This window comes from Kitasatospora sp. NPDC054795, assembly GCF_053611565.1.
Map to the genome: position 1 here is coordinate 45607 of NZ_JBSHAP010000005.1, position 23424 is coordinate 69030.

Annotated in this window: 19 protein-coding genes and 1 pseudogene; 11 read left to right on the top strand and 9 right to left on the bottom strand. The window is 74.6% G+C overall.

Translation table 11 applies throughout. From position 1 onward, the window contains the following. The first annotated feature begins 156 nt into the window (after positions 1-156). Positions 157-1242, top strand: coding sequence for a C40 family peptidase (locus tag ACWGJO_RS03025; protein WP_359898744.1), 1086 nt, complete (start codon positions 157-159; stop codon positions 1240-1242). Between the two features lie 124 nt (positions 1243-1366). Here the strand turns inward: ACWGJO_RS03025 and ACWGJO_RS03030 are convergent, their stop codons facing one another. Then, positions 1367-1897 carry a MarR family winged helix-turn-helix transcriptional regulator gene (locus ACWGJO_RS03030; RefSeq protein WP_452181856.1) on the bottom strand — a complete coding sequence of 177 codons (531 nt, stop codon included), beginning with the start codon at positions 1895-1897 and terminating at the stop codon, positions 1367-1369. Between the two features lie 55 nt (positions 1898-1952). Here ACWGJO_RS03030 and ACWGJO_RS03035 point away from each other — a divergent pair, with 55 nt between their 5' ends. The 3 genes from ACWGJO_RS03035 to ACWGJO_RS03045 all read left to right on the top strand — a co-directional run bounded on the left by ACWGJO_RS03035 (position 1953) and on the right by ACWGJO_RS03045 (position 5664). Further along, positions 1953-3029 carry an ABC transporter substrate-binding protein gene (locus ACWGJO_RS03035; RefSeq protein WP_452181857.1) on the top strand — a complete coding sequence of 359 codons (1077 nt, stop codon included), beginning with the start codon at positions 1953-1955 and terminating at the stop codon, positions 3027-3029. A 116-nt stretch (positions 3030-3145) separates the two neighbouring features. Then, the gene (locus ACWGJO_RS03040; RefSeq protein ID WP_452181858.1) at positions 3146-4648 is read left to right on the top strand and encodes an APC family permease; all 1503 of its coding nucleotides are present in this window, start codon (positions 3146-3148) and stop codon (positions 4646-4648) included. Beyond that, a complete protein-coding gene (locus ACWGJO_RS03045; RefSeq protein ID WP_452181859.1) occupies positions 4645-5664 on the top strand; it encodes an acetamidase/formamidase family protein in 1020 nt (339 codons plus the stop codon). Before ACWGJO_RS03040 ends, ACWGJO_RS03045 begins: the two co-directional genes overlap by 4 nt. Positions 5665-5871: 207 nt before the next feature. Here ACWGJO_RS03045 and ACWGJO_RS03050 read toward each other — a convergent pair whose 3' ends face one another. From ACWGJO_RS03050 to ACWGJO_RS03065, 4 genes are all read right to left on the bottom strand, one after another. Beyond that, positions 5872-6822: a M56 family metallopeptidase gene (locus ACWGJO_RS03050; RefSeq protein ID WP_452181860.1), complete on the bottom strand. Its 951-nt coding sequence runs from the start codon at positions 6820-6822 to the stop codon at positions 5872-5874. Next, positions 6819-7190, bottom strand: coding sequence for a BlaI/MecI/CopY family transcriptional regulator (locus ACWGJO_RS03055; protein WP_452181861.1), 372 nt, complete (start codon positions 7188-7190; stop codon positions 6819-6821). The genes ACWGJO_RS03050 and ACWGJO_RS03055 overlap by 4 nt, the downstream gene beginning before the upstream one ends. Before the next feature lie 226 nt (positions 7191-7416). Next, complete coding sequence (locus ACWGJO_RS03060; protein ID WP_452181862.1) at positions 7417-10158, bottom strand: FtsX-like permease family protein; 2742 nt, start codon at positions 10156-10158, stop codon at positions 7417-7419. Then, a complete protein-coding gene (locus ACWGJO_RS03065) occupies positions 10155-10955 on the bottom strand; it encodes an ABC transporter ATP-binding protein (RefSeq protein WP_387688458.1) in 801 nt (266 codons plus the stop codon). The genes ACWGJO_RS03060 and ACWGJO_RS03065 overlap by 4 nt, the downstream gene beginning before the upstream one ends. 472 nt (positions 10956-11427) lie before the next feature. On the opposite strand from ACWGJO_RS03065, the gene ACWGJO_RS03070 reads away from it, so the two are divergent. Both ACWGJO_RS03070 and ACWGJO_RS03075 read left to right on the top strand, forming a co-directional pair. Further along, positions 11428-12162 (top strand): MgtC/SapB family protein, encoded by a 735-nt coding sequence (locus tag ACWGJO_RS03070; RefSeq protein ID WP_452181863.1) that lies wholly within the window; start codon positions 11428-11430, stop codon positions 12160-12162. A 103-nt stretch (positions 12163-12265) separates the two neighbouring features. Next, positions 12266-12943: a YoaK family protein gene (locus ACWGJO_RS03075; protein ID WP_452181864.1), complete on the top strand. Its 678-nt coding sequence runs from the start codon at positions 12266-12268 to the stop codon at positions 12941-12943. A gap of 199 nt (positions 12944-13142) precedes the next feature. On the opposite strand, the gene ACWGJO_RS03080 is transcribed toward ACWGJO_RS03075, so the two are convergent. Beyond that, positions 13143-13799, bottom strand: coding sequence for an Rv1733c family protein (locus ACWGJO_RS03080; protein WP_452181865.1), 657 nt, complete (start codon positions 13797-13799; stop codon positions 13143-13145). Positions 13800-14206: 407 nt separating this feature from the next. On the opposite strand from ACWGJO_RS03080, the gene ACWGJO_RS03085 reads away from it, so the two are divergent. The 3 genes from ACWGJO_RS03085 to ACWGJO_RS03095 are packed head-to-tail and all read left to right on the top strand — an operon-like array spanning position 14207 to position 17660. Next, positions 14207-14731, top strand: coding sequence for a PadR family transcriptional regulator (locus ACWGJO_RS03085; protein ID WP_452181866.1), 525 nt, complete (start codon positions 14207-14209; stop codon positions 14729-14731). After that, positions 14728-15420, top strand: coding sequence for an ABC transporter ATP-binding protein (locus tag ACWGJO_RS03090; protein ID WP_452181867.1), 693 nt, complete (start codon positions 14728-14730; stop codon positions 15418-15420). Before ACWGJO_RS03085 ends, ACWGJO_RS03090 begins: the two co-directional genes overlap by 4 nt. Beyond that, positions 15417-17660, top strand: coding sequence for an FtsX-like permease family protein (locus tag ACWGJO_RS03095; protein ID WP_452181868.1), 2244 nt, complete (start codon positions 15417-15419; stop codon positions 17658-17660). The genes ACWGJO_RS03090 and ACWGJO_RS03095 overlap by 4 nt, the downstream gene beginning before the upstream one ends. Positions 17661-17695: 35 nt before the next feature. Here the strand turns inward: ACWGJO_RS03095 and ACWGJO_RS03100 are convergent, their stop codons facing one another. Together ACWGJO_RS03100 and ACWGJO_RS03105 are read right to left on the bottom strand one after the other, a co-directional pair. Beyond that, positions 17696-18157 (bottom strand): nucleotide triphosphate diphosphatase NUDT15, encoded by a 462-nt coding sequence (locus tag ACWGJO_RS03100; protein ID WP_452181869.1) that lies wholly within the window; start codon positions 18155-18157, stop codon positions 17696-17698. Between the two features lie 21 nt (positions 18158-18178). Further along, positions 18179-19648, bottom strand: coding sequence for an SDR family NAD(P)-dependent oxidoreductase (locus ACWGJO_RS03105; RefSeq protein ID WP_452181936.1), 1470 nt, complete (start codon positions 19646-19648; stop codon positions 18179-18181). A 376-nt stretch (positions 19649-20024) separates the two neighbouring features. Here ACWGJO_RS03105 and ACWGJO_RS03110 point away from each other — a divergent pair, with 376 nt between their 5' ends. Further along, the gene (locus ACWGJO_RS03110; RefSeq protein ID WP_452181870.1) at positions 20025-21464 is read left to right on the top strand and encodes a GuaB1 family IMP dehydrogenase-related protein; all 1440 of its coding nucleotides are present in this window, start codon (positions 20025-20027) and stop codon (positions 21462-21464) included. A 179-nt stretch (positions 21465-21643) separates the two neighbouring features. Here the strand turns inward: ACWGJO_RS03110 and ACWGJO_RS03115 are convergent. Next, positions 21644-22357: pseudogene (locus ACWGJO_RS03115) on the bottom strand (DUF5995 family protein); the annotation flags it as partial. A gap of 197 nt (positions 22358-22554) precedes the next feature. Between ACWGJO_RS03115 and ACWGJO_RS03120 the strand changes: the two are divergent. Then, positions 22555-23385, top strand: coding sequence for a poly-gamma-glutamate hydrolase family protein (locus ACWGJO_RS03120; RefSeq protein ID WP_452181937.1), 831 nt, complete (start codon positions 22555-22557; stop codon positions 23383-23385). Positions 23386-23424 lie beyond the last annotated feature (39 nt).

Here is a 23424-nt window from a genome sequence, read left to right on the forward strand (position 1 = left end):
CCGGCCCCTCATCTATTAAGTTACTTCGAAGAAGGTGGGCGGGGCAGCACCCCCCCGTTGCTCGCCCTGCCCGCCTTCGCTGTCCCCGGTCCCGGCCGAGCCGTCCCCCGCCCCGTCCGGACCGTCCCCAGATTCCCCCGAAGGAGGGCGACCGTCATGGGAAAGCGTCGCAAGCCCAACCCGCCGAGCCGGGCCCGCATGGCGGTCCTCACCACGGCCATGGCGGCCGGCGGCGCGGTCCTCGCCTCCGGCACCGCCCACGCCGAGCCGACCCCGAGCCTCGCCTCCGTCAAGGAACAGGTCGACCAGCTCAACGAGGACGCCGAGCAGGCGATCGAGAAGTTCAACGGCTTCCAGGAGAAGCAGCAGAAGCTCCAGGGCGAGGCCAACCTGATCCAGGAGAAGGTCGCCCGCGGCCAGGAGGCGATGAACGAGCTGCGGACCCGGCTCGGCGCGGTCGCCGCCGACCAGTACCGCAGCAACGGCATAGACGCGTCGGTCCAGTTGATGCTCGACTCCGACCCGTCCGCCTACCTGGAGCGCGCCGCGGTGCAGAGCCAGGTCTCCGAATCCCAGGCGAACCTGCTCAAGCAGGCCCAGGACGAGCAGCGCAAGCTCGACCAGGACCGCGCCGAGGCCACCGCCACCCTGGCCGCGCTCGACTCGGTGGGCACGCAGCTGGCGGAGCAGAAGAAGGACATCCAGGGCAAGCTGGCCCAGGCCCAGGCGATGCTGAACAAGCTCAGCGCCGAGGACCGCGCCAAGATCAACGCCCAGCAGAACGCCGAGAAGGCCAAGGCCGAGGCCCAGCAGGCCGCCACCGCGGCCGCCAAGGACCGCGCCTCCCGCTCCGCCGACCGCCCGGACATGAACGCCCCGGTGCCTGCGGCCAGCGGCCGGGCCGCGACCATCATCGCCTTCGCCCAGGCCCAGCTCGGCAAGCCCTACGGCTGGAGCATGACCGGCCCCAACAGCTTCGACTGCTCCGGCCTCACCGGCGCCGCCTACCGCGCGGCGGGCGTCAAGCTCTCCCGGATCTCCCAGGACCAGTGGAACGACGGCCCGCACGTCGACCGGGCCAACCTCCAGCCCGGCGACCTGGTCTTCTTCTACGACGACATCCACCACGTCGGCCTGTACATCGGCGACGGCAAGATGATCCACGCCCCGCGCACGGGCAAGAACATCGAGGTCCTGCCGATCTCCGCGATGCCGTACAAGGGCGCCGTCCGCCCGGCCTGACCGCGCGCCACCACCGGCCCGTTCCCGCTTCGGCGGGGGCGGGCCGTCGTCGTTGCGCGGGCATCGGTCGGGACGGGACGGGGCGGGCCGTCGTCGTGGCGGCGCCGGCCGGGGGACGGGCCGGTCAGAGTGCGGCGAGCCGCCGCAGCAGGTCCGCCGGGTCGGTGAGGCCGCAGGCCCGGTGGACGGCGGCGTCGTGGGCGGCGGCGAGGGCGTCGAGGCGGGTCAGCCGGGTGCGGCCCTGGCGGGAGAGGTGGGCGGTGATCCGGCGGCGGTCCTGGTCGTCCTGGCGCCGGTAGACCCAGCCGGAGTCGCACAGCGAGTCCACCAGCCGGCTCAGGCTCGCCTGCGGGATCAGCAGGGCCTGGGCCAGCTCTCCCATCGCGTGCCCCCGGCCGCCCGCGAGGGCGCGCAGCAGCCGCCACTGGTCGACGGTGCAGTCCTCCTCGGCCAGGGCGGCGGCGAGGCCGCCGGAGAGCCGGCGGTGGGCCAGCGTCACCAGCTCGACCAGGAGCGGCTCGGGGGCGGCGGGCCGGTCGCCCGCGGACTCACTCGTGGACGCGCCCGCGGACTCACCCGGGGGCCGGTTCGCGGCGGGGCCGACGGGATCACCGGGACGGGCGTCGATCCCCGGCGCGGCACCAGCTGCGGTCATCGGACGCTCCCTCTCCGGCCTTTCCCGATATCGGCGGTACGACGATACTCGCACCGTGAGCGTCGAGGTGAGCTTGATCGATCCGCTCGACGCGCTGCACTCGGTACGGGAGGGGGCGGCGCTTCGGGTGGGCCTCGTCGTGCCGCAGTCCGGCCCGCTCGGTCTCACCGGCCCGTCCGCGCTGGACGGGGCGCTGCTCGCCGCGCACGAGGTCAACGCGGCCGGCGGTGTCCGGGACCGCCCGCTGGAGCTGGTGCTGGTGGACGGCGGCGGAGCGCCGGGCCGGGTCGCCGGCGAGGTGCGGCGGCTGCTGGACGCCGGGGCGCTGGACGCGCTCGCCGGGTGCCACACCAGCGATGTGCACCGGGCGGTGGAGAGCGTCGCCGCGGGCCGCATCGCGTACGTCTTCACCCCGCCGCACGAGGGCGGCTCCCGGCTGCCCGGCGTGCTCTGTACCGGCATCGATCCGTACCGTCAACTCGGTTTCGCAGTGCGTAAGGTGACGGTTCGTCATGGAATTCGCCGCTGGGCGCTGATCGGCAACGACTACATCTGGCCGCGCGCCGTCCACCGGGCCGCCGAGGGTCTCGCGGCGCGGGCCGGTGCCCGGGTGGTGCTGGAGCGGCGGGTCCCGTTCGGGGCGGTCGAGGAGATGCTCGACCCGCTGCTGGACGCGCTGCGCGCCGCCCGCGCGGACGCCCTGCTGCTCAGCCTGATCGGGCGCGACCTGGTGCACTTCAACCGGGCGCTGCGGCGCAGCGGGCTCGACCGCACGCTCGTGCGGCTCTCCGGCGCCCTGGAGGAGAACGGCCTGCTCGCGCTCGGCGGCGACGACACCGGGACGCTCTACGCCGCGATGCCCTCCTTCGCGACGCTGGCGGAGGAGGGCCGGCAGAGCCTCGCCGACCGGCACCGGGCGCTGTGCGGCCCGTGGGCGCCGGTCCTGGACGCCTACGCGGTGGGCCTGTACGAGGGTCTGCACCTGCTCGCCGACCTGGCGGCCCGCGGGGCGCTGGCCCCGGACGGTCTGCTGGCGGCGGCCGGCCGTCTGCTGCACCGCGAGGGTGCGGGCCGGGCGCGGATCCACCTCGCCCGGGCCGAGGGCCTCGGCTTCGCGGTGCTGCCGCACTGACTGCGGGTGCCTCCTTCCCGTCGGGTGGAATGCCGCGGCAAAACCCTTCCATCTGGAAATAGTTGCCTCTACAGTCTCCCCACACACCCGCAGGGTCGTCACGGAGAGAGAGCACCATGGCCGACACACCCGCGCCCCAGGGCATCGAGAGCTACGGCTACCAGCAGGAACTGCGCCGTTCGCTCGGTTTCACCGACCTGCTCGTCTACGGGCTGGTGTTCATGGTGCCGATCGCACCGTTCGGCATCTTCGGCGGCGTCTTCCAGGGCTCCGGCGGCATGGTCGCCCTGGCCTACGTCCTCGGCATGGTGGCGATGATGTTCACCGCCCTGTCGTACGCCCAGATGTCCCGGGCCTTCCCGATGGCCGGCTCGGTCTACACCTACGCGGGCCGCGGCATCGCCGCCCCGGTCGGCTTCCTGTCCGGCTGGATGATCCTGCTCGACTACGTGCTGGTGCCCGGACTGCTCTACCTGATCGCCGGCGTGGCCATGAACTCGCTGGTGCCGTCCATCCCGGTCTGGCTCTGGCTGATCGGCTTCGTGCTGCTCAACACCGTGGTCAACTACCTCGGCATCGAGACCACCAACCGGGTCAACAGGGCGATGCTGATCGGCGAACTCGTCGTGCTGGCCCTGTTCGTGGTGGTCGGGGTCATCGCCCTGGCCAACGGCAAGGGCCGGGGCTTCGACTTCACCCCGCTGTACGACCCGCACACCTTCTCGTGGAGCCTGGCCTTCGGGGCGGTCTCGATCGCGGTGCTCAGCTTCCTGGGCTTCGACGGCATCTCCACCCTCTCGGAGGAGAACCGCGACTCCGCCAAGGCCATCGGCCGGTCCATGGTCGCCGCACTGCTGCTCGCGGGCACACTGTTCATCGTGCAGACCTGGGTCGCCTCGCTGCTGGTCGCCGACCCCGACGCGCTGATCCGGGACGGCGACCCGAACGGCACCGCCTTCTACGACGCGGCCCGCACCGCCGCCGGCGGCTGGCTCGCCACGCTGACCGCCGCCTCCACCGCCGTGGCCTGGGGCTTCGCCAACTCGCTGGTCGCCCAGGCGGCCACCTCCCGGCTGCTGTACGCGATGGCCCGCGACCGCCAGCTGCCCGCCTTCCTGGCCCGGATCCACCCCACCCGTCGGGTGCCCGTCAACGCGACCCTGCTGACCGCCGGGATCTCGCTGGTGCTCGGCCTCTGCATGGCCTCGCGCGAGGACGGCATCACCCTGCTCAGCACCCTGGTCAACTTCGGGGCGCTGACCACCTTCCTGGTCCTGCACGTCGCCGTGGTCGTCCACTACCTCGTCCGCAGGCGCAGCAAGGACTACTGGCGGCACCTGATCGCCCCGGCGCTCGGCTTCGCGATCCTCGCGTACGTGGTCGTCAACGCCAACATCGCGGCCCAGCGGCTCGGCTTCGTCTGGCTGCTCGTCGGCGGGATCGTGCTCGCCGGGCTGACGGCGACCGGGCGCAAGCCCCGGCTGGCCGTCGCCGAGGCCGAGTCCACCACCGACGGTTCCGCCGCCCGCACCGACGGTGCCACGAACGACGCCACCACCGACGGTTCCGCCGCCACCGCCACCGCCGCCGCCCCGAACACCGCCGAGGAGAAGCAGTGAGCCTGCCCGAGATCGTCCGGCTGAACCCGGCCCCGGAGGACTACGCCTACACCTTCGGCGGCCGCGACCCGCTGGTCACCGTCCGGCCCGGCACCGTCATCGAGCTGACCACCGAGGACTGCTTCGGCGGCAAGGTGCGCGGCACCGGCGACCTGCCCAGCCAGGTGTGCGTCTTCCCCTACCTCAACCCGGTCACCGGCCCGATCGCGGTGGCCGGCGCCGAGCCCGGGGACGTCCTCGCGGTGCACTTCGTGGAGATCATCCCGGCCCGGGAGTACGGCATCTCCAGCACCTTCCCGCACTTCGGCGCGCTGACCGCGACCCACTCCACCGCGATGCTCCACCCGGCCCTGGAGGAGCGGGTCTGGGTCTACGACCTGGACGTCACGTCGGGCATCTGCCGGTTCCGGGCCCGCACCGGCGACTTCACGGTGGAACTGCCGCTCGACCCGATGCACGGCACGGTCGGCGTCGCCCCGGCGGCCGGCGAGGTGCTGGCCTCCATCACCCCGGGCGCGCACGGCGGCAACCTGGACACCCCCGAGATGCGGGCCGGCACCACCGCCTACTTCCGGGTCAACGCCGAGGGCGGCCTGCTCGCCATCGGCGACGGCCACGCCCGTCAGGGCGAGGGCGAGGTCTGCGGCACGGCGGTGGAGGCAGCGATGCGCACCACCGTGATCGTCGACCTGATCAAGGGCGGCGGCCCGGCCTGGCCCCGGCTGGAGAACGACGACTTCCTGATCAGCACCGGCTCGGCCCGCCCGCTGGAGGACGCGTTCCGGATCAGCCAGCACGACCTGGTCGGCTGGACCGGCGAACTGCTCGGCCTCGACCAGCTCGACGCCTACCAACTGGTCAGTCAGGCCGGGCTGGCTCCGGCGGCGAACGTCTGCGACACCAACTACACGATGGTCGCCAAGCTGCCGAAGAACCTGCTCGGCCGGGCCCGCGCCTACGACGGGCTGCACGACCGCCTGCGCGCGACCGCCGGGGCGTACCTGCGGCACCGGTAGCGGCGCCCCGCCGGTCCGGGCCCGCGGGTCCGGACGTGCCGGTCCGGACGTGCGGGCCCGGACGCACGACTTCGACCCGCGGGTTCGCCCGCGCGGGTCAAAGTCCCGGCAAATCCCACGGACCCCCACCCCGCCCCCACCCGGGGCCCGTCGGCACCCCCACGCCGACGGGCCCGCGGGGGTGCCCAGGGGTGTTTCAGGGGTGTCTCAGGGGTGCGGCGCGCAGACCAGCAGGTACGGGAGCAGCGGCAGCACCGACACCCCGAACCGCCAGACCGGCCGGCGCCGTCCGGTCCCCGGCCGGGCCAGCCGCCGGACCCGGGCGAGCACCCCGGTGGACGCCACCCCCAGAGCCCCGCCGGCCTCGGCCCCGGCCCCGCCGGCCCCGTCGACCCCGGTGGCCGGAGCCGGACCGCTGGTCGCCAACGCGCAGAGGGCGGACGCCAGTTCGTCGCGCGAAGCCCGCTCCAGCGCCGCGTCGTCCGCCGCCATCTCCAGCAGCAGCGCCACCTCGGAGCGCCCCAGCCGGGCCAGCGGCAGCGGCCCGAGCAGCAGTGCGAAGGTGTCGGCCGGCAGCCGGAACAGGTGGTGGCGGCCGCGGATGTGCCCGTGCTCGTGGGCGACGGCCGCCGTGAGCTGCCGCTCGTCCAGCAGCCGCAGCGCCCCGCGCGACAGCACCACCCGGGAGCGGCGCCCGGGCAGGCAGTAGACGGTCGGTCGGCCGTGCTCCAGCACCAGCGCGTCCCAGCGCCGGTCCGGTACGCCGACCACGTCCAGTACCGTCCGATGCCGTCGCCGGTCCCGTCCGGTGCGCAGACCGACGGCCGTCACCAGGGCGGCGAACAGGGCCCCGCCGACGGTGAGCAGCCACCAGTCGTGGGTGTGCGGCAGGCCCGGCCCGGCCGGTTCGCCGTGCGAGGGGCGGCCGAACAGGCCGAACAGGTCGAGCAGCCCGAGCAGCCCGGCCGGCCGGTGGGCGAAGGGCTCCACCGCGTGGTGCGCGGTGAGCAGCAGGGCCACCGTGAACGAGGCCATCAGGGCGAGCCAGAGCGCCGCGCCCGTCGCCGGACGGGCCTGGAGCCGGACGGAGCCGGCCAGCCGGCGGGGCAGCAGCACGCCGGTCACCAGCAGGTGGAGGCAGAGCACCGCGAGGGTCACTCAGGGCCCCGGGACTTCACCTGTTCGAGGGCGGCGAGCAGGGCCGAGGCCTCGTCCCCGCTGATCCGGTTGACGAAGTGGAGCAGTGCGCCCGCCCGGTCGGGGGTGGTCTCCAGCGCCTGGTGCATCAGCCGGGCGGTGTACTCCTCGCGGGTGCAGGTCGGTTCGTACACCCAGGCGCGGCCGACCTTGTCGCGGCGCAGCCAGCCCTTGGTGTGCAGGATGTCCGCGACCGTGGTGACGGTGGTGTACGCGACCGCCCGCTCCCGCTGGAGGTCGTCCACCACCTCGCGCACCGTGGCGGGTCGGCCCCAGGACCAGAACCGGTCCATGATCTCGGCCTCCAGATCGCCGAAGCCCCGTAGCACCGCCCTCTTCTCCCTCGCCGAGCCGACCACCGGTGCCTCTCGCCCGCCGGAACGCGGCCCATGGTACGGCGAGCGCCGGGCGCCCGCCCCCGGGTGAAGGGGACGGGCGCCCGGCGTGCGGTGGGTGGTGCCCGGGTGGTGGTCGGCGGGTGTGCAAGTCGTGTCCGAAGCCGCCCGCCGGGGCTGGGGCGGGCGGCCGCGGTCGGGACGGCCACCCGCCCGGGACTCAGGACAGCCGCCGCCCGAGCGGGATGCGGGAGCGGGTGAACAGGGCCGCGAGCAGCCCCGCGACCACCGGCAGCAGCAGCACGATCAGCAGCAGCTCGCCCCAGGGCGCGGTGATCAGCGCCGGCTTGGCCCCGAACCCGCCGGCCCGGGACTTCAGCAGCCCCACCGCCGGCACGAAGCCGTTGACCGCGCCGAGCAGTGCGCCCAGCAGGGCGATCAGCGTGCACTGGAGGCCCGCCATGGTCCGCCGGATCCGCGGTGGCGCGCCGACCGCGGCCAGGGTGGCCTGGTCCTGCCGGGAGTCGGCGGCCGCCAGGCCGGTGGCGATCCCGGCCGCGCCGAGCACGACCAGTCCGGCGAAGCCGGTGAGCGCCAGGGTGAGCGCGTCGCTCTTCGGCTGGTAGCCGCGTTCCACCTCCAGCGTGGAGAAGCGGTCCAGTCGGGCGGCGGCCGCCTCGGCCCGTTGCTGCGCCTTGCGGTCGGGCGGGGTGGCGGGCAGCCAGACCGAGCCGGTCGGCCGGGCGGCGAGACCGAGTCCGGGCAGTGCGGAGGGCAGTGCCAGGCCCTGGGCGAAGTCGGCGGCGGCCGGGTTGTCCACCAGCACCGCGTCGACCGGGACCTCCTGCAGGTCCGGCTTGGGTGTCTCGCCGGGCTGCAGCGGAGCGCCGCCCCCGCCGCGCAGGATCATCACGGCCTTGCCGTCGGCGCCCACCAGGGCCCGGTCGAAGACCAGCAGCTTCCCTGCGGCCAGCGCCTGTTCGGCGACCGGGTCATGGATGCCGAACAGGTTGTGCAGCACGGTCGCGTCACCGGCGGCGAGGTGCGGCGGTGCGCCCAGGCCGCGCCGCTCCGGCGGGCCCTTGAGCTGAACGGTGCTGGCGCAGTTGTCGCAGAAGCGGTACTCCACCTGGCCGAGGTCGCCGCGCGGGCCGAGCCCGGACAGCTGCTTCTCCAGCTCGGCGCGCTCCTCGGCGAGCCGGGGCCCCTCGACGTGACTGGTCAACTGGACGGCGCCGTAGGGGGCCTGGGGCCGGTAGTCGCGCCGGTTCTCGGCGTCGGTGCTGGTGGTGTAGACGCCGATGGCGACGGCCCCGGCCACCGCGGCCATCACCGCGGCCACCGCCGGAGCGGTGCGCGAGCGGTGCCGGGCGGAGTCGCGCAGGGCCAGCCGGGGTCCGAGCGGCAGCCGGCCGGCGGCCCGGCCGATCAGTGCGATCAGCATCGGGGTGCACAGCAGCAGGCCGAGTTCGGCGATCACCGAGCCGCCGAGCACGGTGAGGGTGCGGGTGTCGTAGCCGCCGACGCCGGGCCGGTCGCGCTGCACCGAGGCCGCGCCGTACATCGCGAGCACCGCGCCGAGGGCGAGCAGTGCGAAGCCGGACACGGTGACCAGCCGGTTGGGTCCGTGGACGGTGTCCCGGCCGGTCAGCCCGGCGGTGACGCTGCGCCGGGCGGCCTGCAGCGCGGGCAGCGCGGCCGCGAGCAGTGCGGTGGCCAGGCCGATCCCGGCGATGGCGACCAGGTCCACCGGCGGTACGGCGAAGTGGCCGAAGCGCGCGCCGCCGATCTGCTCGATCCACGGCCGCAGCACGGCGACCACCGCGGTGCCGAGCACCACGCCGACCACGGCCCCGGCCGCACCGAGGACCAGGCCGCCGCCGAGCACCACCGCACCGACGTGGGCACGGCTCCCGCCGGCCGCGCCGAGCAGGGCGAGCTGGCGGCGCGAGCGGCGGGCGCCGACGGCGAACGCGGGCCCGGCGAGCAGGGCGACCTCCAGCAGGGCCATCCCGGTGACGGTGGCGACGACCATCCTGGTGTTGTTGGCGGCCGTCGGGTCGCTGTAGCGGTGGGCGTCCCGGTAGTAGGGGACGGCCTGCTCCGGCGGCGGGGAGAGTGCCACCGAGCGTGCGGTGAGGGTGTAGCCGTGGGCGTTGAACCGCTGGACCTCGGCCCAGCCGAGGGAGGCGCCGGCCGGCAGCCGGACCAGCCAGGCGGACCGGGCGGCCGAGGGCTTCTGCGCGGTGGGTCCGGCGCCGGCCAGTGCGGTGCTCAGCGGGTCGACCAACTCGCCGGGCCGGGCGACGAGTTCGACCCGTCCCAGCTCGCCCGGGTGCTCCACGACACCGGTGATGGTGTAGGTGGTGCCCTCCAGGCCCTGGATGGTGGTGGTGGCGCCGGGCCGGAGCCCGGAGCGGTCCAGAAAGGCCCGGGTGACGGCCACCTCGTGCGGGACGCCCGGGGCGCGACCCTCGACCAGGTCGAGCCGGCCGCGCCAGACCGGGTCGCCGAGATCGGCCTCGGTGGTGAGGGTGCGGACCAGGCCCTCGGGCGAGGTCGCGCCGGCCTCCGGACCGGGCCGGGCCGGGGTGAGCGCGCTGCCGGGCGGCAGCAGCGAGGTGATCAGGGCGGCCGGGGCGGTGCTCGCGCCCTTCTCCTGCTCGGCCGTCGGCTGCTCCCCGGGGCGGGGCTGGACGGAGAAGGCGCCGTCCTCGGCGATCGGGGCCTGCTCGACCGTCTGGCCCGGGTCGAGCGAGGTGACCAGGGCGTCCGCGCCGCCCACCACCCGCTCGACCCGTTCGGCCGGGGTCAGCTGCCCGCTGCGGTGGACCACGTCGGCGCCGGTGACGCCGAGGACGGGCAGCGCGATCATGGCGGCGATCAGCGCACTGCGGCCCTTGGCCCGCAGGGCGTCGCGGCGGGCGATGCGCAGGGCGACCCGCCAGGCTCCGATCCTCACGGTGCCACCTCGCCGAGCACGCCGGTCGGGTGCACCGCGGCGAGGCGGGCGGAGGACCGGCGGCCGGGGGTCTCCGAGGCGACCGCGCCGTCCCGCAGGTGGACTACCCGGTCCGCCCAACTGGCATGGGCCGCTTCGTGGGTGACCATCATGGCGGCCGCGCCGGCGTCGCAGCGGGCGCGCAGGACGGCGAGCACCGCCTCGCCGGTGGCCGAGTCGAGGGCGCCGGTCGGCTCGTCGGCGAGCACCAGCCGGCGCTCGCCGATCAGGGCCCGGGCGATGGCGACGCGCTGCTGCTGGCCGCCGGACATGTCGTCCGGGAAGCGGTCGGCGAGTTCCCCGATGCCCAGCTCCTCCAGCGCGGCCAGCGCCTCCCGGCGGGCCCGGCGTCCCGGGACGCCGTCGAGTTCGCGCGGCAGGGCGATGTTCTCGGCGGCGGTCAGGGCCGGGATCAGGTTGTAGTCCTGGAAGACGTACCCGATCGAGCGCCGCCGCAGGTCGGCGAGCCTGCCGCGGCCGAGGCCGCCGAGCGCGACCCCCTCCACCAGCACCTCGCCGCCGCTGGGCTGGTCCAGCCCGCCGGCCAGGGTCAGCAGGGTCGACTTCCCGGAGCCGGACGGGCCCATCACGGCGACGAACTCGCCCGGGTGGACGGCCAGGTCGATGCCGCGCAGGGCGTGCACCTCGGCGGCGCCCCGCCCGTGCACGCGGGTGACGCCCGCCAGGTGCAGGACGGGTGCGGGCCGGGTCGGATCGGTGTGGGACACACTTCCCCCTCGTGAGCTGCTCAACTGCATATGTCGGTGAACTATATATGCCGGAGGACGTGCTGCGCGGCGGGGTGGTTCCCGAACGGTTTTCCGGAGGGTTCTCCGGCGGGGTGATCGGATTCGGTCAAACTTCTACAAAGCTGTCGAGGATGTGGGCGGAAACCCGGCCCGGGTTGTTCGGGGGCGGTCTATGCTCGGGACGGCTCGCGGCTCGCGGCTCGCGGTTCACCGCTCGGGGGGTCCGTGCTGTGCCGCGTCGCCGAGCGCGTCACCCGACGCGCGGTCAGCCCCGTGTGCGGCAACCGGCGGGGGGTCGGTGCGACCGCCCTGCGCGCCTACCCGTCGGCCGCGGGGGCGATGGCCATCATCGAGGTCGTCAAGACCGCGCGCCGAACCGTCGGCCGTGCCGACCGCACGTCACCGCCCGCCCCGCACGGACGGTCGGTGGGCGGCGGCTCGCCACCCGTCCGTACCCTCCTCCCGTGAAGGAGGTGCCGTCGTGCACACCCTGACCACCGTCGACTTCCTCGTCCGGCTCGCCACCGGCGTCGCCTGCGGCGCGCTGATCGGCGTCGAGCGCCAATGGCGGGCCCGGATGGCCGGCCTGCGCACCAACGCCCTGGTCGCCGCCGGTGCCACCCTCTTCGTGCTCTACAGCGAGGCCGTCGGCGACACCGGCAGCCCCACCAGGGTCGCGTCGTACGTCGTCTCCGGTATCGGCTTCCTCGGCGGTGGCGTCATCCTGCGCGACGGTGCCGGCGTGCGCGGCCTCAACACCGCGGCCACACTGTGGTGTTCAGCCGCCGTCGGAGTGCTGGCCGCCGCCGGCAAACTGCAGCTGGCCGTCCTCGGCACGCTCGCCGTGCTCGCCGTCCACCTGGTGCTGCGCCCGGCCGGCCGACTGCTCGACCGGGCCCCGCAGTCCGGCAGCGACCCGGACTCCACCAGCCGCGCCACCATCCACCTGGAGTGCGACCGCAAGTCCGAGACCCACATCCGGGCCCTGCTGCTCCAGGCGCTCGCCGCCTCCGGACTCGCCCCGACCGGTCTGCGGGCCCGCCGCACCGACAGCGGGGACGCCACCAGCCTGCGGGCCACCGTCGCGATCACCGGGTCGGTCGCCCCGGCGCTCGAACAGGTCGTCACCCGGCTGTCGTTGGAGCCGGGCGTGCGCGACCTGCACTGGCACCTGGAGGACGAACCGGAGGACCCCGGCAACCCGGCGCTCGCCTGAGGCCGTAGCGCCGTGGCGCCGTGCCGCCGTGCCGCCGTGGCAGCGAGGGTCCGGCACACCCCGGAACCGCCGCCCGACCCCACCCGAACCGACCGGAGGCCCGATGCCGACCCCCGACCCCGAGCACGGACCGCTGGTTCCGATGCTGCTGGTGCTGACCGTGGTCACCGGAGTGGTGGACGCGGTCAGCTACCTCGAACTCGGCCACGTCTTCGTCGCCAACATGACCGGCAACGTGGTGTTCCTCGGCTTCGCCCTGGCCGGTGCGGCCAACCTCTCCGCCACCGCCTCGCTGGCCGCCCTCGCCGCGTTCCTGTTCGGCGCGCTGGCCGGCGGTCACCTCGCCCGTCGCCTGCCCGGTCACCGCGGTCACCTGCTGACCGTCGCCGTCGCCGTCCAGTCGGCGCTGGTCGCGGCGGCCACCGTGCTGGCGGCCGTGGCCGGCCACACCGGCGACCCGGCCCGCTACACCCTGATCGGGCTGCTCGGCTTCGCCATGGGCGGCCAGAACGCGGTGGTCCGCGCCCTGAAGGTGCCCGACCTCACCACCACCGTGCTCACCATGACCATCACCGCCCTGGCCGCCGACCGCACCGGCCCCCGCCGTCTCGCCTCCGCCGTCTGGATGTTCGCCGGAGCCCTCCTCGGCGCCGTCCTCGTCCTCCGTGCGAACGTCGCCCCCGCCCTCGCCCTGGCCCTCGCGCTGCTCCTCGCCGTCGCCGCCCTCACCCACCGCGCGGCCAGGCCCACCCCCGCCCCGGCCTGGACCCGCCCCCGCTGACCGGGCGACGACGGCCCGCCGGAGCCGCAGCCCTCCCGGTACGTTGTCGTCCCGGCAGGCCGCGGCCTACGGATCGTCGTGAGGGACAGGTGAGTTGCCTGGGCGCCGGCGCCTGGTCGCCTACGGGCCGGACGGCGCTCCTGACGGCCTCTACTTCTGGGGCGTCACCGGCGACTGACGGGCCGGGCCCGGGGCCCGGTCAGTCCTCGCTGCGGTGGCCGGCGCGGCCGCTCCAGCGGGGTTCGAGGCGGGCCCAGCCGGTGCTCCAGGCGGTCTCGGCGCGGCGGTCGAGGGCGTGGAGGCGCAGCCGGAGGGCGAGCGCGAGCAGGGCCAGGAGGGCGAGGAGGCCCCCGGCGCCCGTGCAGGCGGCGGAGACCGCGAGGGCCACGCGGTCGGCCGGGGGAGCGGAGACGGCGCCGGCCGGGTCGACCCAGACGGGGACGTGGCTGCCGGTGACGGCGGAGTGCGGGGCCTGGACGGTGCCGACGTGCCGGGTGCCGTCGGGGGCGGTCCAGGCCGCGTCGGCGTCGATCCGGGTGCTGTAGCCGCCGGCGAAGCGGCTGCCGGCGGCGGTGGCGCGGTCCGGGACGCCGCGGACCACGGCGTCGACCTGCCGCAGCCGTGCGCGGTCGGTGTCGGCCAGGTGGGCGGTGGAGCGGTAGAGCAGCAGGGAGCCGCCCGCGGCGAGGGCGAGCGCGAGCACCGCGCCGAGCAGGGCGGACAGCCAGGCGCGGGCCCGGGAGCGGTCGAGGGGGCGGACGAGCGGCTCGTGCCGGGCACCGAGGGCCCGCCGCAGCTGTCGGCCGGCGCGTCGGGGGAGCGACGCGGGCCGGGCCGGACGGGGTGTGCTGGACACGGTGAGGGCTCCTCAGGGACGCTGGGGCGCGGGGTGGTTCCCGCCCCAATGTCCCCCCGACGGGCCTCCGCGCACAAGACTCGTGCGCGCCCGGAGGATCGCCAGGGCCGCTCGGCCCCGCAGTCGGGACGTTCGGCCCTCGGCATCCGCCGGGCGGTCCGGGCAGGCTGGGGAGCGGCGGCGCCCTCCCGGTGCTTGGGCGCGGCCGTGGCCCGGTTCGGCCGTGGGGGCGCCGGGTCGAGGTATGGGGCAGGGGGTGGTCGTGGGGTCACCCCCTGCCTGTGCCGTGCCCGGCACCTGCCCGCTCTCCGCCCGTACCCCGTAGAGAAGCTGACGACGTCCCAGGTCATGGCCGTCTTCTGCCCGGATATACACTCGGAGTATACGCCGGGTGTATGTTTCCCTCCATGAGTGTTCCTTTGACCCTCCTGGGGCTGCTGGAGCGTGAGCCCAGCCACGGCTACGACCTCAAGCGCGACTACGACGCCCTCTTCGGCCGCGGCAAGCCCCTTCCGTACGGTCAGGTCTACGCGACCCTCGGCCGACTGGCCCGCGACGGCAAGGTGATGGCCGGCGACGCGGAGCCCGGCGACGGGCCCGAACGCAAGCGGTACGTCATCACCGAGACCGGGGCGACCGAGTTCGAGACCTGGCTGCGGGGACCGGTCGCACCCGAGCCCAACCTCCAGTCCGTGCTGTTCACCAAGGTGGTGCTGGCCCTGATGCTGGGCCGCGACGCCGAGCACTACCTGGACACCCAGCGCGCCGCCCACCTGCGCCGGATGCGCGAACTCACCGAACTGCGCCGCACCGGCGCCCTGGTGGACGCCCTGCTCGCCGACCACGGCCTGTTCCACCTGGAGGCCGACCTGCGCTGGATCGACCTCACCGCCGCCCGCCTGGACGCGCTCGCCGCGGAGGTGAACGGATGACCGCGGTCATCGAGGCCCGGGACGTCGCCCTCGCCTTCGGTGAGACGCCGGCGCTGCGCGGGGCGAGCCTGTCCGTGGAGGCCGGCGAGGTGCTCGCCGTCATGGGCCCCAGCGGCTCGGGCAAGTCGACGCTGCTCCACTGCCTGGCCGGCATCCTGGTGCCCGACGCGGGCGAGGTGCTGTTCGGCGGGAAGCGACTGGACACGATGCCGGAGGCGCAGCGCAGCGCCCTGCGCCGCGACAGGTTCGGCTTCGTGTTCCAGTTCGGCCAGCTGGTACCGGAGTTGACGGCCGAGGAGAACGTCGCCCTGCCGCTGCTGCTGAACGGCGTGCGCCGTTCCGCCGCGCTGGCGGAGGCCCGGCCGTGGTTCGCCCGGCTCGGCCTGGACGGCCTGGAGAAGCGCCGCTCCGGCGAGCTGTCGGGCGGTCAGGCGCAACGGGTCGCGCTGGCCCGCGGGTTGGTGGCCCGCCCGCAGGTGCTGTTCGCCGACGAGCCGACCGGCGCGCTGGACTCGCTGACCGGCGAGCAGGTGATGGAGCTGATGGTCGCCTCGGCCCGCGAGCAGGGCACCACCGTCGTCCTGGTGACCCACGAGCCCCGGGTCGCCGCCTTCGCCGACCGCGAGGCGATCGTCCGCGACGGCAAGGCCCGTGCGCTCTCGGCCGGAGCCGGAACGGTGGCCCAGTGATCGCCTTCTCGCTCCGCCTGGCCGTCAGCGGCGGCCGGGAGGCGGTGGCCCGGCTGCTGATGATCGCGGCGGCGGTCGCGATCGGCGTCGGGCTGCTGCTGTCCACGCTCGCCGGCATGAACGCGATCGAGCGGGCCAACCAGCGCCAGGTCTGGCTCGACACCGGTGCCGCGAGCCGGACCGGGACCGCGCAGGTCGATCCGCTCTGGTGGCGGCCGCACGTGGACTACTACGACGGCTCGGACATCCGCGAGATCGACCTCGCCGCCACCGGGGCGACCTCGCCCGTCCCGCCGGGGCTCGACCGCCTGCCGGCCCCCGGGGAGTACTACGCCTCCCCGGCCCTGGCCGAGCTGCTGCGCAAGGTCCCGGCCGCCGAACTCGGTGACCGCATCCCGGGCCGGATGGTCGGCACACTCAACGACTCGGCGATGCCGTCCCCGGACACCATGGCCGTGCTCGTGGGCCGGACGGTCGACGAGGTCAAGGGCGCGCACGGGGCCGTCGCCGTCACCACCATCGCCACGACCCGACCCGAGTGCGGGAACGGCGACTGCCTGAGCCGGGGCATCCGGGGCGATGCGATGGTGCTCATCCTGTCCGTCGTGGGCGGTGCGATGATCTTTCCGGTGCTGATCTTCATCGGCACCGCGACCCGCCTGTCCGCCGCCACCCGGGAGCAGCGGTTCGCCGCGATGCGGCTGGTCGGCGCCACCCCGCGGCAGATCGCGGTGATCGCCGCGGTCGAGTCCACCGTCGCCGCGGTGGCCGGTACGGTCGCCGGCTTCGGCCTCTACCTCGCGCTGCGCCCGCTGGCGGCCGACGTGCCCTTCACCGGCGGCCGCTTCCACCTCGACGACCTGACCCTGACCGGGCTCCAGATCCTGGGAACCGCCCTGGCCGTGCCGTTGGCCGCAGCGGTCGCGGCCCGGTTCGCGCTGCGCCGGGTCGCCATCTCCCCCCTGGGCGTCAGCCGGCGGGTCACCCCGCGGCCGCCCCGGGCCTGGCGGCTGATCCCGCTGCTGGCCGGGCTCGCGGAGCTGGTGTACTTCGTCGGCCGCCGCCCGGCCACCGGCAACGGGCAGGCCGCGGCCTACCTGCCCGGGTTCCTGCTGGTGATGCTGGGCCTGGTGATCGCCGGGCCGTGGCTGACCATGGTCGCCGCCCGTACGGTCGCCCGCCGCACCGGCCGCCCGGCCACGCTGATCGCGGTGCGCCGGCTCGCGGACGACCCGAAGACCGGGTTCCGCGCGGTCAGCGGCCTGATCCTGGCACTGTTCGTCACCACGTCGACGGTTTGCATCATCGGCACCATCAACGCCAACCGCGGCTCGCTGGGCGGCGATCCGATGTCCCGGGCGTCCGTGGTGCAGGGCGAGTTCCGGGACGGCCGGCCGCCGCTGGCGCGCTCGACGCCGGAACAGGTGCTGGCCGAGGTGCGGGCGGTGCCGGGCTTCAAGGGCCTCGCGGTGGTCCACAGCAATCCGGACGGGCTCGCGAAGCTCCCCGTGAACCCGCGCCCGGACGCCCCGCTCATGACCCCCGGCCTGGTGTCCTGCGCGGACCTCGCCCGGATCCCCGTGGTCGGCCACTGCGCGGCCGGGGCGAGCGTCGCCGCCATCCCGCCGCGCGACTTCCTCAATCTCACGTCGCACCCCGACGCCGAGTGGCCCGCCGCCCCGATCTCCGCGGAGGAGGTCGCCGGGCTCCCGGTCCAGGCGCTCTACGCCACGACCGACGGATCGGCGGCGGCGAAGGAGCGGGTCCGTACGGTCTTCACCGCGGCATGGCCGGACCACGACGCGCACACGGTCGGCGACTGGGCCACCGAAGGGCAGCAACGGCTCGCCGGATGGCGGCAGTTGGCGAACGTCGTGCTGCTGACCACGCTTCCGATCGCCGGGTGCAGCCTCGCGGTCAGCGTGGTGGCCGGGCTCTCCGACCGCAGGCGGCCGTTCGCGATGCTGCGGCTCACGGGGTCGCCGCTGCGGCTGCTGCGGCGGGTGATCGCGCTGGAGAGCGTGCTGCCGCTGCTGGCGGTGGCGGTGATCTCGCTCGGCGCGGCCTTCGCCGCCGCGGCCCTGTTCCTCTCGTCCCAGATGGACTACGGCCTGGTGTCGCCCGGGGCGGTGTACTTCGGCGTCGTCGCCCTCGGCATCGTCGCCTCGGTCGGGATCATCGCCTCCACCCTGCCGCTGCTGAGGCGGATCACCGGGCCGGAGGCGGCCCGCAACGGCTGACCGCCCCGGCCCGGAGGCCGCCCCGCCGCCCGCCCTCAGCGGGCGACGGGGTAGCCGTGCGTCCCGGCCCGCACCCGCGGGGACAGCCCCGGCAGCCAGCTGCCGAGGACCAGCGCGGACGGGTAGAACATCGGCTCCGGCAGCGCGTCCACCGGGAAGCGCTCCCAGCCGGCGCAGGCGTGCGGCTCGGTGACCACGGCCTCGGCCAGGCTGGGCGGCGCCAGCACGGCGGCGGTCAGCCGGGGCCGGCCGAGCTCGTGGTCGAGATGGACGGCGAGCACCCGCATCTCCTCGGCGGGCAGCACGATGCCGGTCTCCTCGGCGAGTTCGCGGGCCGCGGTCCGCTCGAAGGACTCGCCGAGGTCGACCTTGCCGCCGGGCAGGCTCCAGGTGGGCGGCTCGCCGGCGGTGGTCCGGCGGCCGATCAGCACCCGGCCGTCCCCGGTGGGCACGATGATCCCCGCGCCGAGCAGCGGTGCGGTCGGTGCTGTGCTCAACTCGCCATCTCCTTCAGCAGGTCACCAGTTGGCGCGGTCGTAGTCCTTGAGGAAGCAGCCGTACAGGTCCTCGCCGGCCTCGCCGCGCACGATCGGGTCGTACACCCGCGCCGCACCATCGACCAGGTCGAGCGGGGCGTGGAAGCCCTCGTCGGCGAGCCGCATCTTGTCCGGGTGCGGGCGCTCGTCGGTGATCCAGCCGGTGTCCACGGCGGTCATCAGGATGCCGTCGGTCTGGAACATCTCCTCCGCGCTGGTGCGGGTGAGCATGTTGAGCGCGGCCTTGGCCATGTTGGTGTGCGGGTGGCCGGCGCCCTTGTAGCCGCGCGCGAACACGCCCTCCATCGCGGAGACGTTGACGACGTACTTGCGGCGGGACGAGGAGGCGGCCATCGCCGGCCGCAGCCGGCTGATCAGGATGAACGGCGCGGTGGAATTGCAGAGCTGGACCTCCAGCAGCTCCATCGGGCCGACCTCCGAGACGGTCTGCACCCAGCTGTTGGTGTCCGCGAGGTCGGGCACCAGGCCGCCGGCGTCGATCGCGGTGCCGGCCGCGATCCGGGCGGGCGTGGCGGAGCCGGTGACCAGGGCCAGCGAGGTGACGTCCTCGGCGGTGATCCGCTGCACGTCGCCGCCCGCCTGGTGGGGGAGTGCGGGCAGGTCGACGCTGCCGCTGCCGAAGCGGCCGATGGTGGTGGCCTGCGGCAGCTCGCCGGCCGGCAGCGGCGCGGACTCGGCGTTCACCAGCTCGCGGTAGGACTCCGGCGGGCGGCGCACGGTCTGCGCGGCGTTGTTGATCAGGATGTCCAGCGGGCCGTCGGCGGCGACCTCGTCGGCCAGCGCCAGCACCTGGGCCGGGTCGCGCAGGTCGATGCCGACGATCTTGAGGCGGTGGATCCACTCGGCGCTGTCCGGCATCGCCTTGAAGCGGCGGATCGCGTCGTTGGGGAAGCGGGTGGTGATGGTGGTGTGGGCGCCGTCGCGCAGCAGCATCAGCGCGATGTACATCCCGATCTTGGCGCGGCCGCCGGTGAGCAGCGCGCGCTTGCCGGTGAGGTCGGCGCGGGCGTCCCGGCGGGCGCGGTTCCTGACCGCGCAGTTCTGGCAGAGGTTGTGGTAGAAGGCGTCGACCTCGACGTACCGCTGCTTGCAGGTGTAGCAGGAGCGCGGGCGCTCCAGGATGCCGGCGATCTCGGTGGTGGTGACGGTGGTCAGGCCGAAGGCGCCGGCCGTCTCGTCGTCGATCCGGCTCGGCGCACCGGTGGCGGTGCGGGCGGTGACCTCGCGGTCGTTGGCGGTCTTGCGGGCCCGGGTCTCCTGGCGGCGACGCTGCTTCAGGGTGCGGAATATGCCGCCGACGGCCTGGCGGACGGTGATCGCGTCCGGGTGGTCCACGTGCAGCTCGTCGAGCTCGGCGATCACCTCCAGGCAGAGCTTCAGCCGCTCGGGGTCGAGGCCGGGACCGTAGTCGATCTCCTCGGCGTCCCCGATCCGGTCCGGCGCGATGTCCGGCCGCGCGTTGTCCGTCTGTTCGATGTCCGTCTGCCCGATGCTCACGCCTGCTGCCGCTTTCCCGTTCGCCACGCCCACACGCGTGAAGCCATGCCCGTTACCGCGTGAATGCTACGGGAGCGGTCCGGACCGGGGCGAAAACCGGACGTCGGAGGGGGTCTTTGGATGATCCTCCATGTCTACGCGCGGAGTATTGATCACGGTTTGTGGACAGCCCCAGCAAAGCTCCTCGAACTGGCTTTTGACCCCGCCCTCACGGAGAATCGAATGCTGGGTGCCGGGCGCCCGAGTGCGCTCCGGCGGCATCGCCGCAACCGCACCCGAGGTGTATCCCCCAGCCAGAGAGCCCTTCTTCATGCGCTTCCTGAACGACCTCAAGCCCTCGTACGACCTGACGTACGACGACGTCTTCATGGTCCCCAGCCGTTCCGCCGTGGGCTCCCGGCAGGGCGTGGACCTCTCCTCGAACGACGGCACCGGCACCACCATCCCGCTGGTCGTGGCCAACATGACCGCCATCGCCGGCCGCCGGATGGCCGAGACCGTCGCCCGCCGCGGCGGCCTGGTCGCCATCCCGCAGGACATCCCCACCGAGGTCATCGCCGAGGTCGTCTCCTGGGTCAAGCAGCGCCACCTGGTCTTCGACACCCCGATCACGCTCGCCCCGGGCGCCACCGTGGCCGAGGCCATCTCGCTGCTGCCCAAGCGCGCCCACGGCGCCCTCGTGGTGGTCGAGGACGGCAGGCCGGTCGGCGTGGTCACCGAGTCCGACTGCCAGGGCGTGGACCGCTTCACCAGCCTGGCCGACATCATGTCCCGCGAGCTGCTGGTGCTGGACGAGGGCATCGACCCGCGGACCGCCTTCGACAAGCTCACCGAGGCGCACCGCAAGCTCGCCCCGGTCGTGGACGGCGAGGGCCGGCTGGTCGGCCTCCTCACCCGCAAGGGCGCGCTGCGCGCCACCCTCTACACCCCGGCCGTGGACGCGGCCGGCAAGCTGCGGATCGCCGCCACCGTCGGCATCAACGGCGACGTCGCGGGCAAGGCCGAGGCGCTGATCGAGGCCGGCGCCGACGTGCTGGTGGTCGACACCGCGCACGGCCACCAGGAGTCCATGATCAGCGCGCTGCGCGCGGTGCGCGGCCTGGACCCGCAGGTCCCGATCGTGGCCGGCAACGTGGTCTCCGCCGTCGGTGTCCGCGACCTGGTCGAGGCGGGCGCCGACATCCTCAAGGTCGGCGTCGGCCCCGGCGCCATGTGCACCACCCGGATGATGACCGGCGTCGGCCGGCCGCAGTTCTCCGCCGTCCTGGAGTGCGCCGCCGAGGCGCGCCGGCTCGGCAAGCACGTCTGGGCGGACGGCGGCGTGCGCCACCCGCGCGACGTCGCGATGGCGCTGGCCGCCGGCGCCTCCAACGTGATGATCGGCTCCTGGTTCGCCGGGACCTACGAGTCCCCGGGCGACCTCCAGACCGCCGCCGACGGCCGCCAGTACAAGGAGAGCTTCGGCATGGCCTCGGCCCGCGCGGTGAGCAACCGCACCGCCCAGGACTCCTCGTACGACCGGGCCCGCAAGGCGCTGTTCGAGGAGGGCATCTCGCACTCCCGGATGTTCCTCGACCCGGCCCGCCCGGGCGTCGAGGACCTGATCGACTCGATCATCGCGGGCGTCCGCAGCTCCTGCACCTACGCGGGCGCCGCCAGCCTGGAGGAGTTCCACGAGAAGGCGATCGTGGGCATCCAGAGCGCGGCCGGCTACGCCGAGGGCAAGCCGCTGCACTCCAGCTGGGCCTGATCGCCGCCGGCGCCCGCCGCGCCCGCGTCCGTACCGCCGGCCGTCCGGTTCCTCGCCTCGGGGAGCCGGGCGGCCGCGGCCGTCACGGGGGCCTGTCGCCCGGCCTCCGGCCCGTCCACCGGTCCGCTGCCCGGCCCGGCGCCCGGCAACCCGTCCGGCCCGGGTGGGAGCAGTGCTCCGAGCGGGAGCAGCAGGGCGCGGCCGAGCAGTCCGACCGAACCGTCCAGCGCGGCGGCGAAGGCCCGGGCCGCGCCCGGCAGGTACCGCAGCTCCCACAGCGCCTCCACGGAGCTCCAGGCGCCCTCCCGGGCGGCCCCGACCGACCAGACGCCGAGCAGGTGAGGGAGCGGCTCGGCGAGCTCCAGCAGGTCGGGCCCGGGCATCAGCTGCTCCCGGACGGCCGTCTCCACCTCGGCCAGCACCCGGTTGATCCGGTGGTAGTCCTCCTCGACGGCGGCGGGCTCGCAGCCCCGGCGGCGGCAGGTGTCCACGACGGCCAGCGGCAGGTCGTGCTGGATGTGGGCGTTCATCCCGGCCAGTGCGAACTGCAGCGGGTGCACTCCCGGGTGGGCGCGCAGCGCGAACAGCGGCCGCCAGCAGGCGGGCGGCTCCCGTCCGGCCGCGTCGGCGGCCACGGCCCGCAGGTAGTGCCCGGCGAACACCACGTCCAGCTCGGCCGTCGCCCGCGGGTCGACGAAGCACCCGCGGTCCAGCCGGTCGCGGACCGCCTGCGTCACGGTGAGGTAGATCCGGTTGAAGACCGCCACCCCGTCGGCCGGGGGCAGCCCCGCCCCGATCCGCCGCAGCCGGTCGATCACCCGCCCGACCGCGGCCGTCCTCGTGGCCGCCCGCGCCGCCGCTGCCGTCGTACGATCCACCGCCGTGCCGGGCATGCGCCACCCTCCGATGCCGATCGTGCACTGATCGCATCATCGTGACAGCGTGGACGGGTGCCCGGTGGACGCAGCACGAGCCCGTCGAGCCGGTGTCACACGATCAGGCTGATTCCGTCCATGGCATGGCACCTATTCGGTCATGGCATCGCAGGGGCTTTGCCGATCCCCCACCTCCTGCCATCATCCCTGCCGTGATCAACCGACGAACCCTCATCGCCGCGTTCGCCGCGGCCCCGGCCCTCGGCACCCTCGGTGCCGTCGTGGGAAGCACCCCCGCGAGCGCCGCCGCCGACCTGTACCCCTCCAACACGGCCCTCTACGCCAGCCCGACCGTGGTCGAGGGCGTGGACTACGGCCGCCGCTACCGCCGGCACCTGATGGACGACCAGAGCCTGCAGGGCCGCACGTCCGTCGTCCGGACCGCCGTCATCGCCCCGCACGGCGGAGGCATCGAGGTCGGCACCTCCGAACTCTGCCTGGCCGTCGCCGGCTACCACCCGGCCGACCTCGCGCCGACCCCGGCCGCCGGGCCGACGCACGACTTCTGGATGTTCGAGGGCCTGCGCTCCTCCAACAACAGCGAGCTGCACGTCACCTCGACCCACTGCGACGACGGCGTGGCCCGGGCGATGTGCGGCGGCAGCCTCAACGTGGTGTCGCTGCACGGCTGCACCGCCGCCCAGGCCGGACTGGAGGCCGGTGCCCAGGCCGTGCTGGTCGGCGGCCTGAACGCCACCCTCCGCCAGTACCTGATGGAGGAGTTCGCGGCGGCGGGCATCCGGGCGGTGACCGCCTCCGGCGAGGAGGAGATCGCGGGCATCTCCCCGGAGAACATCTGCAACCGCAGCCTGCTCGGGATGGGCGCCCAGCTGGAGATGACCACCGAGCTGCGGGCCGCGATGTTCGCCCCGGGCAAGAACACCCGCGCCGAGCGGGCGGCCAACACCCTGCCGCTGTTCTGGAGCTTCGCGACCGCGGTCCGGGCCGCGATCCGGCGGCTGGAAGCGGGCCAGCCCGTCCTATGACGGGCCGGTCAGCCGGTCAGCCGGTCAGCCGGACAACTG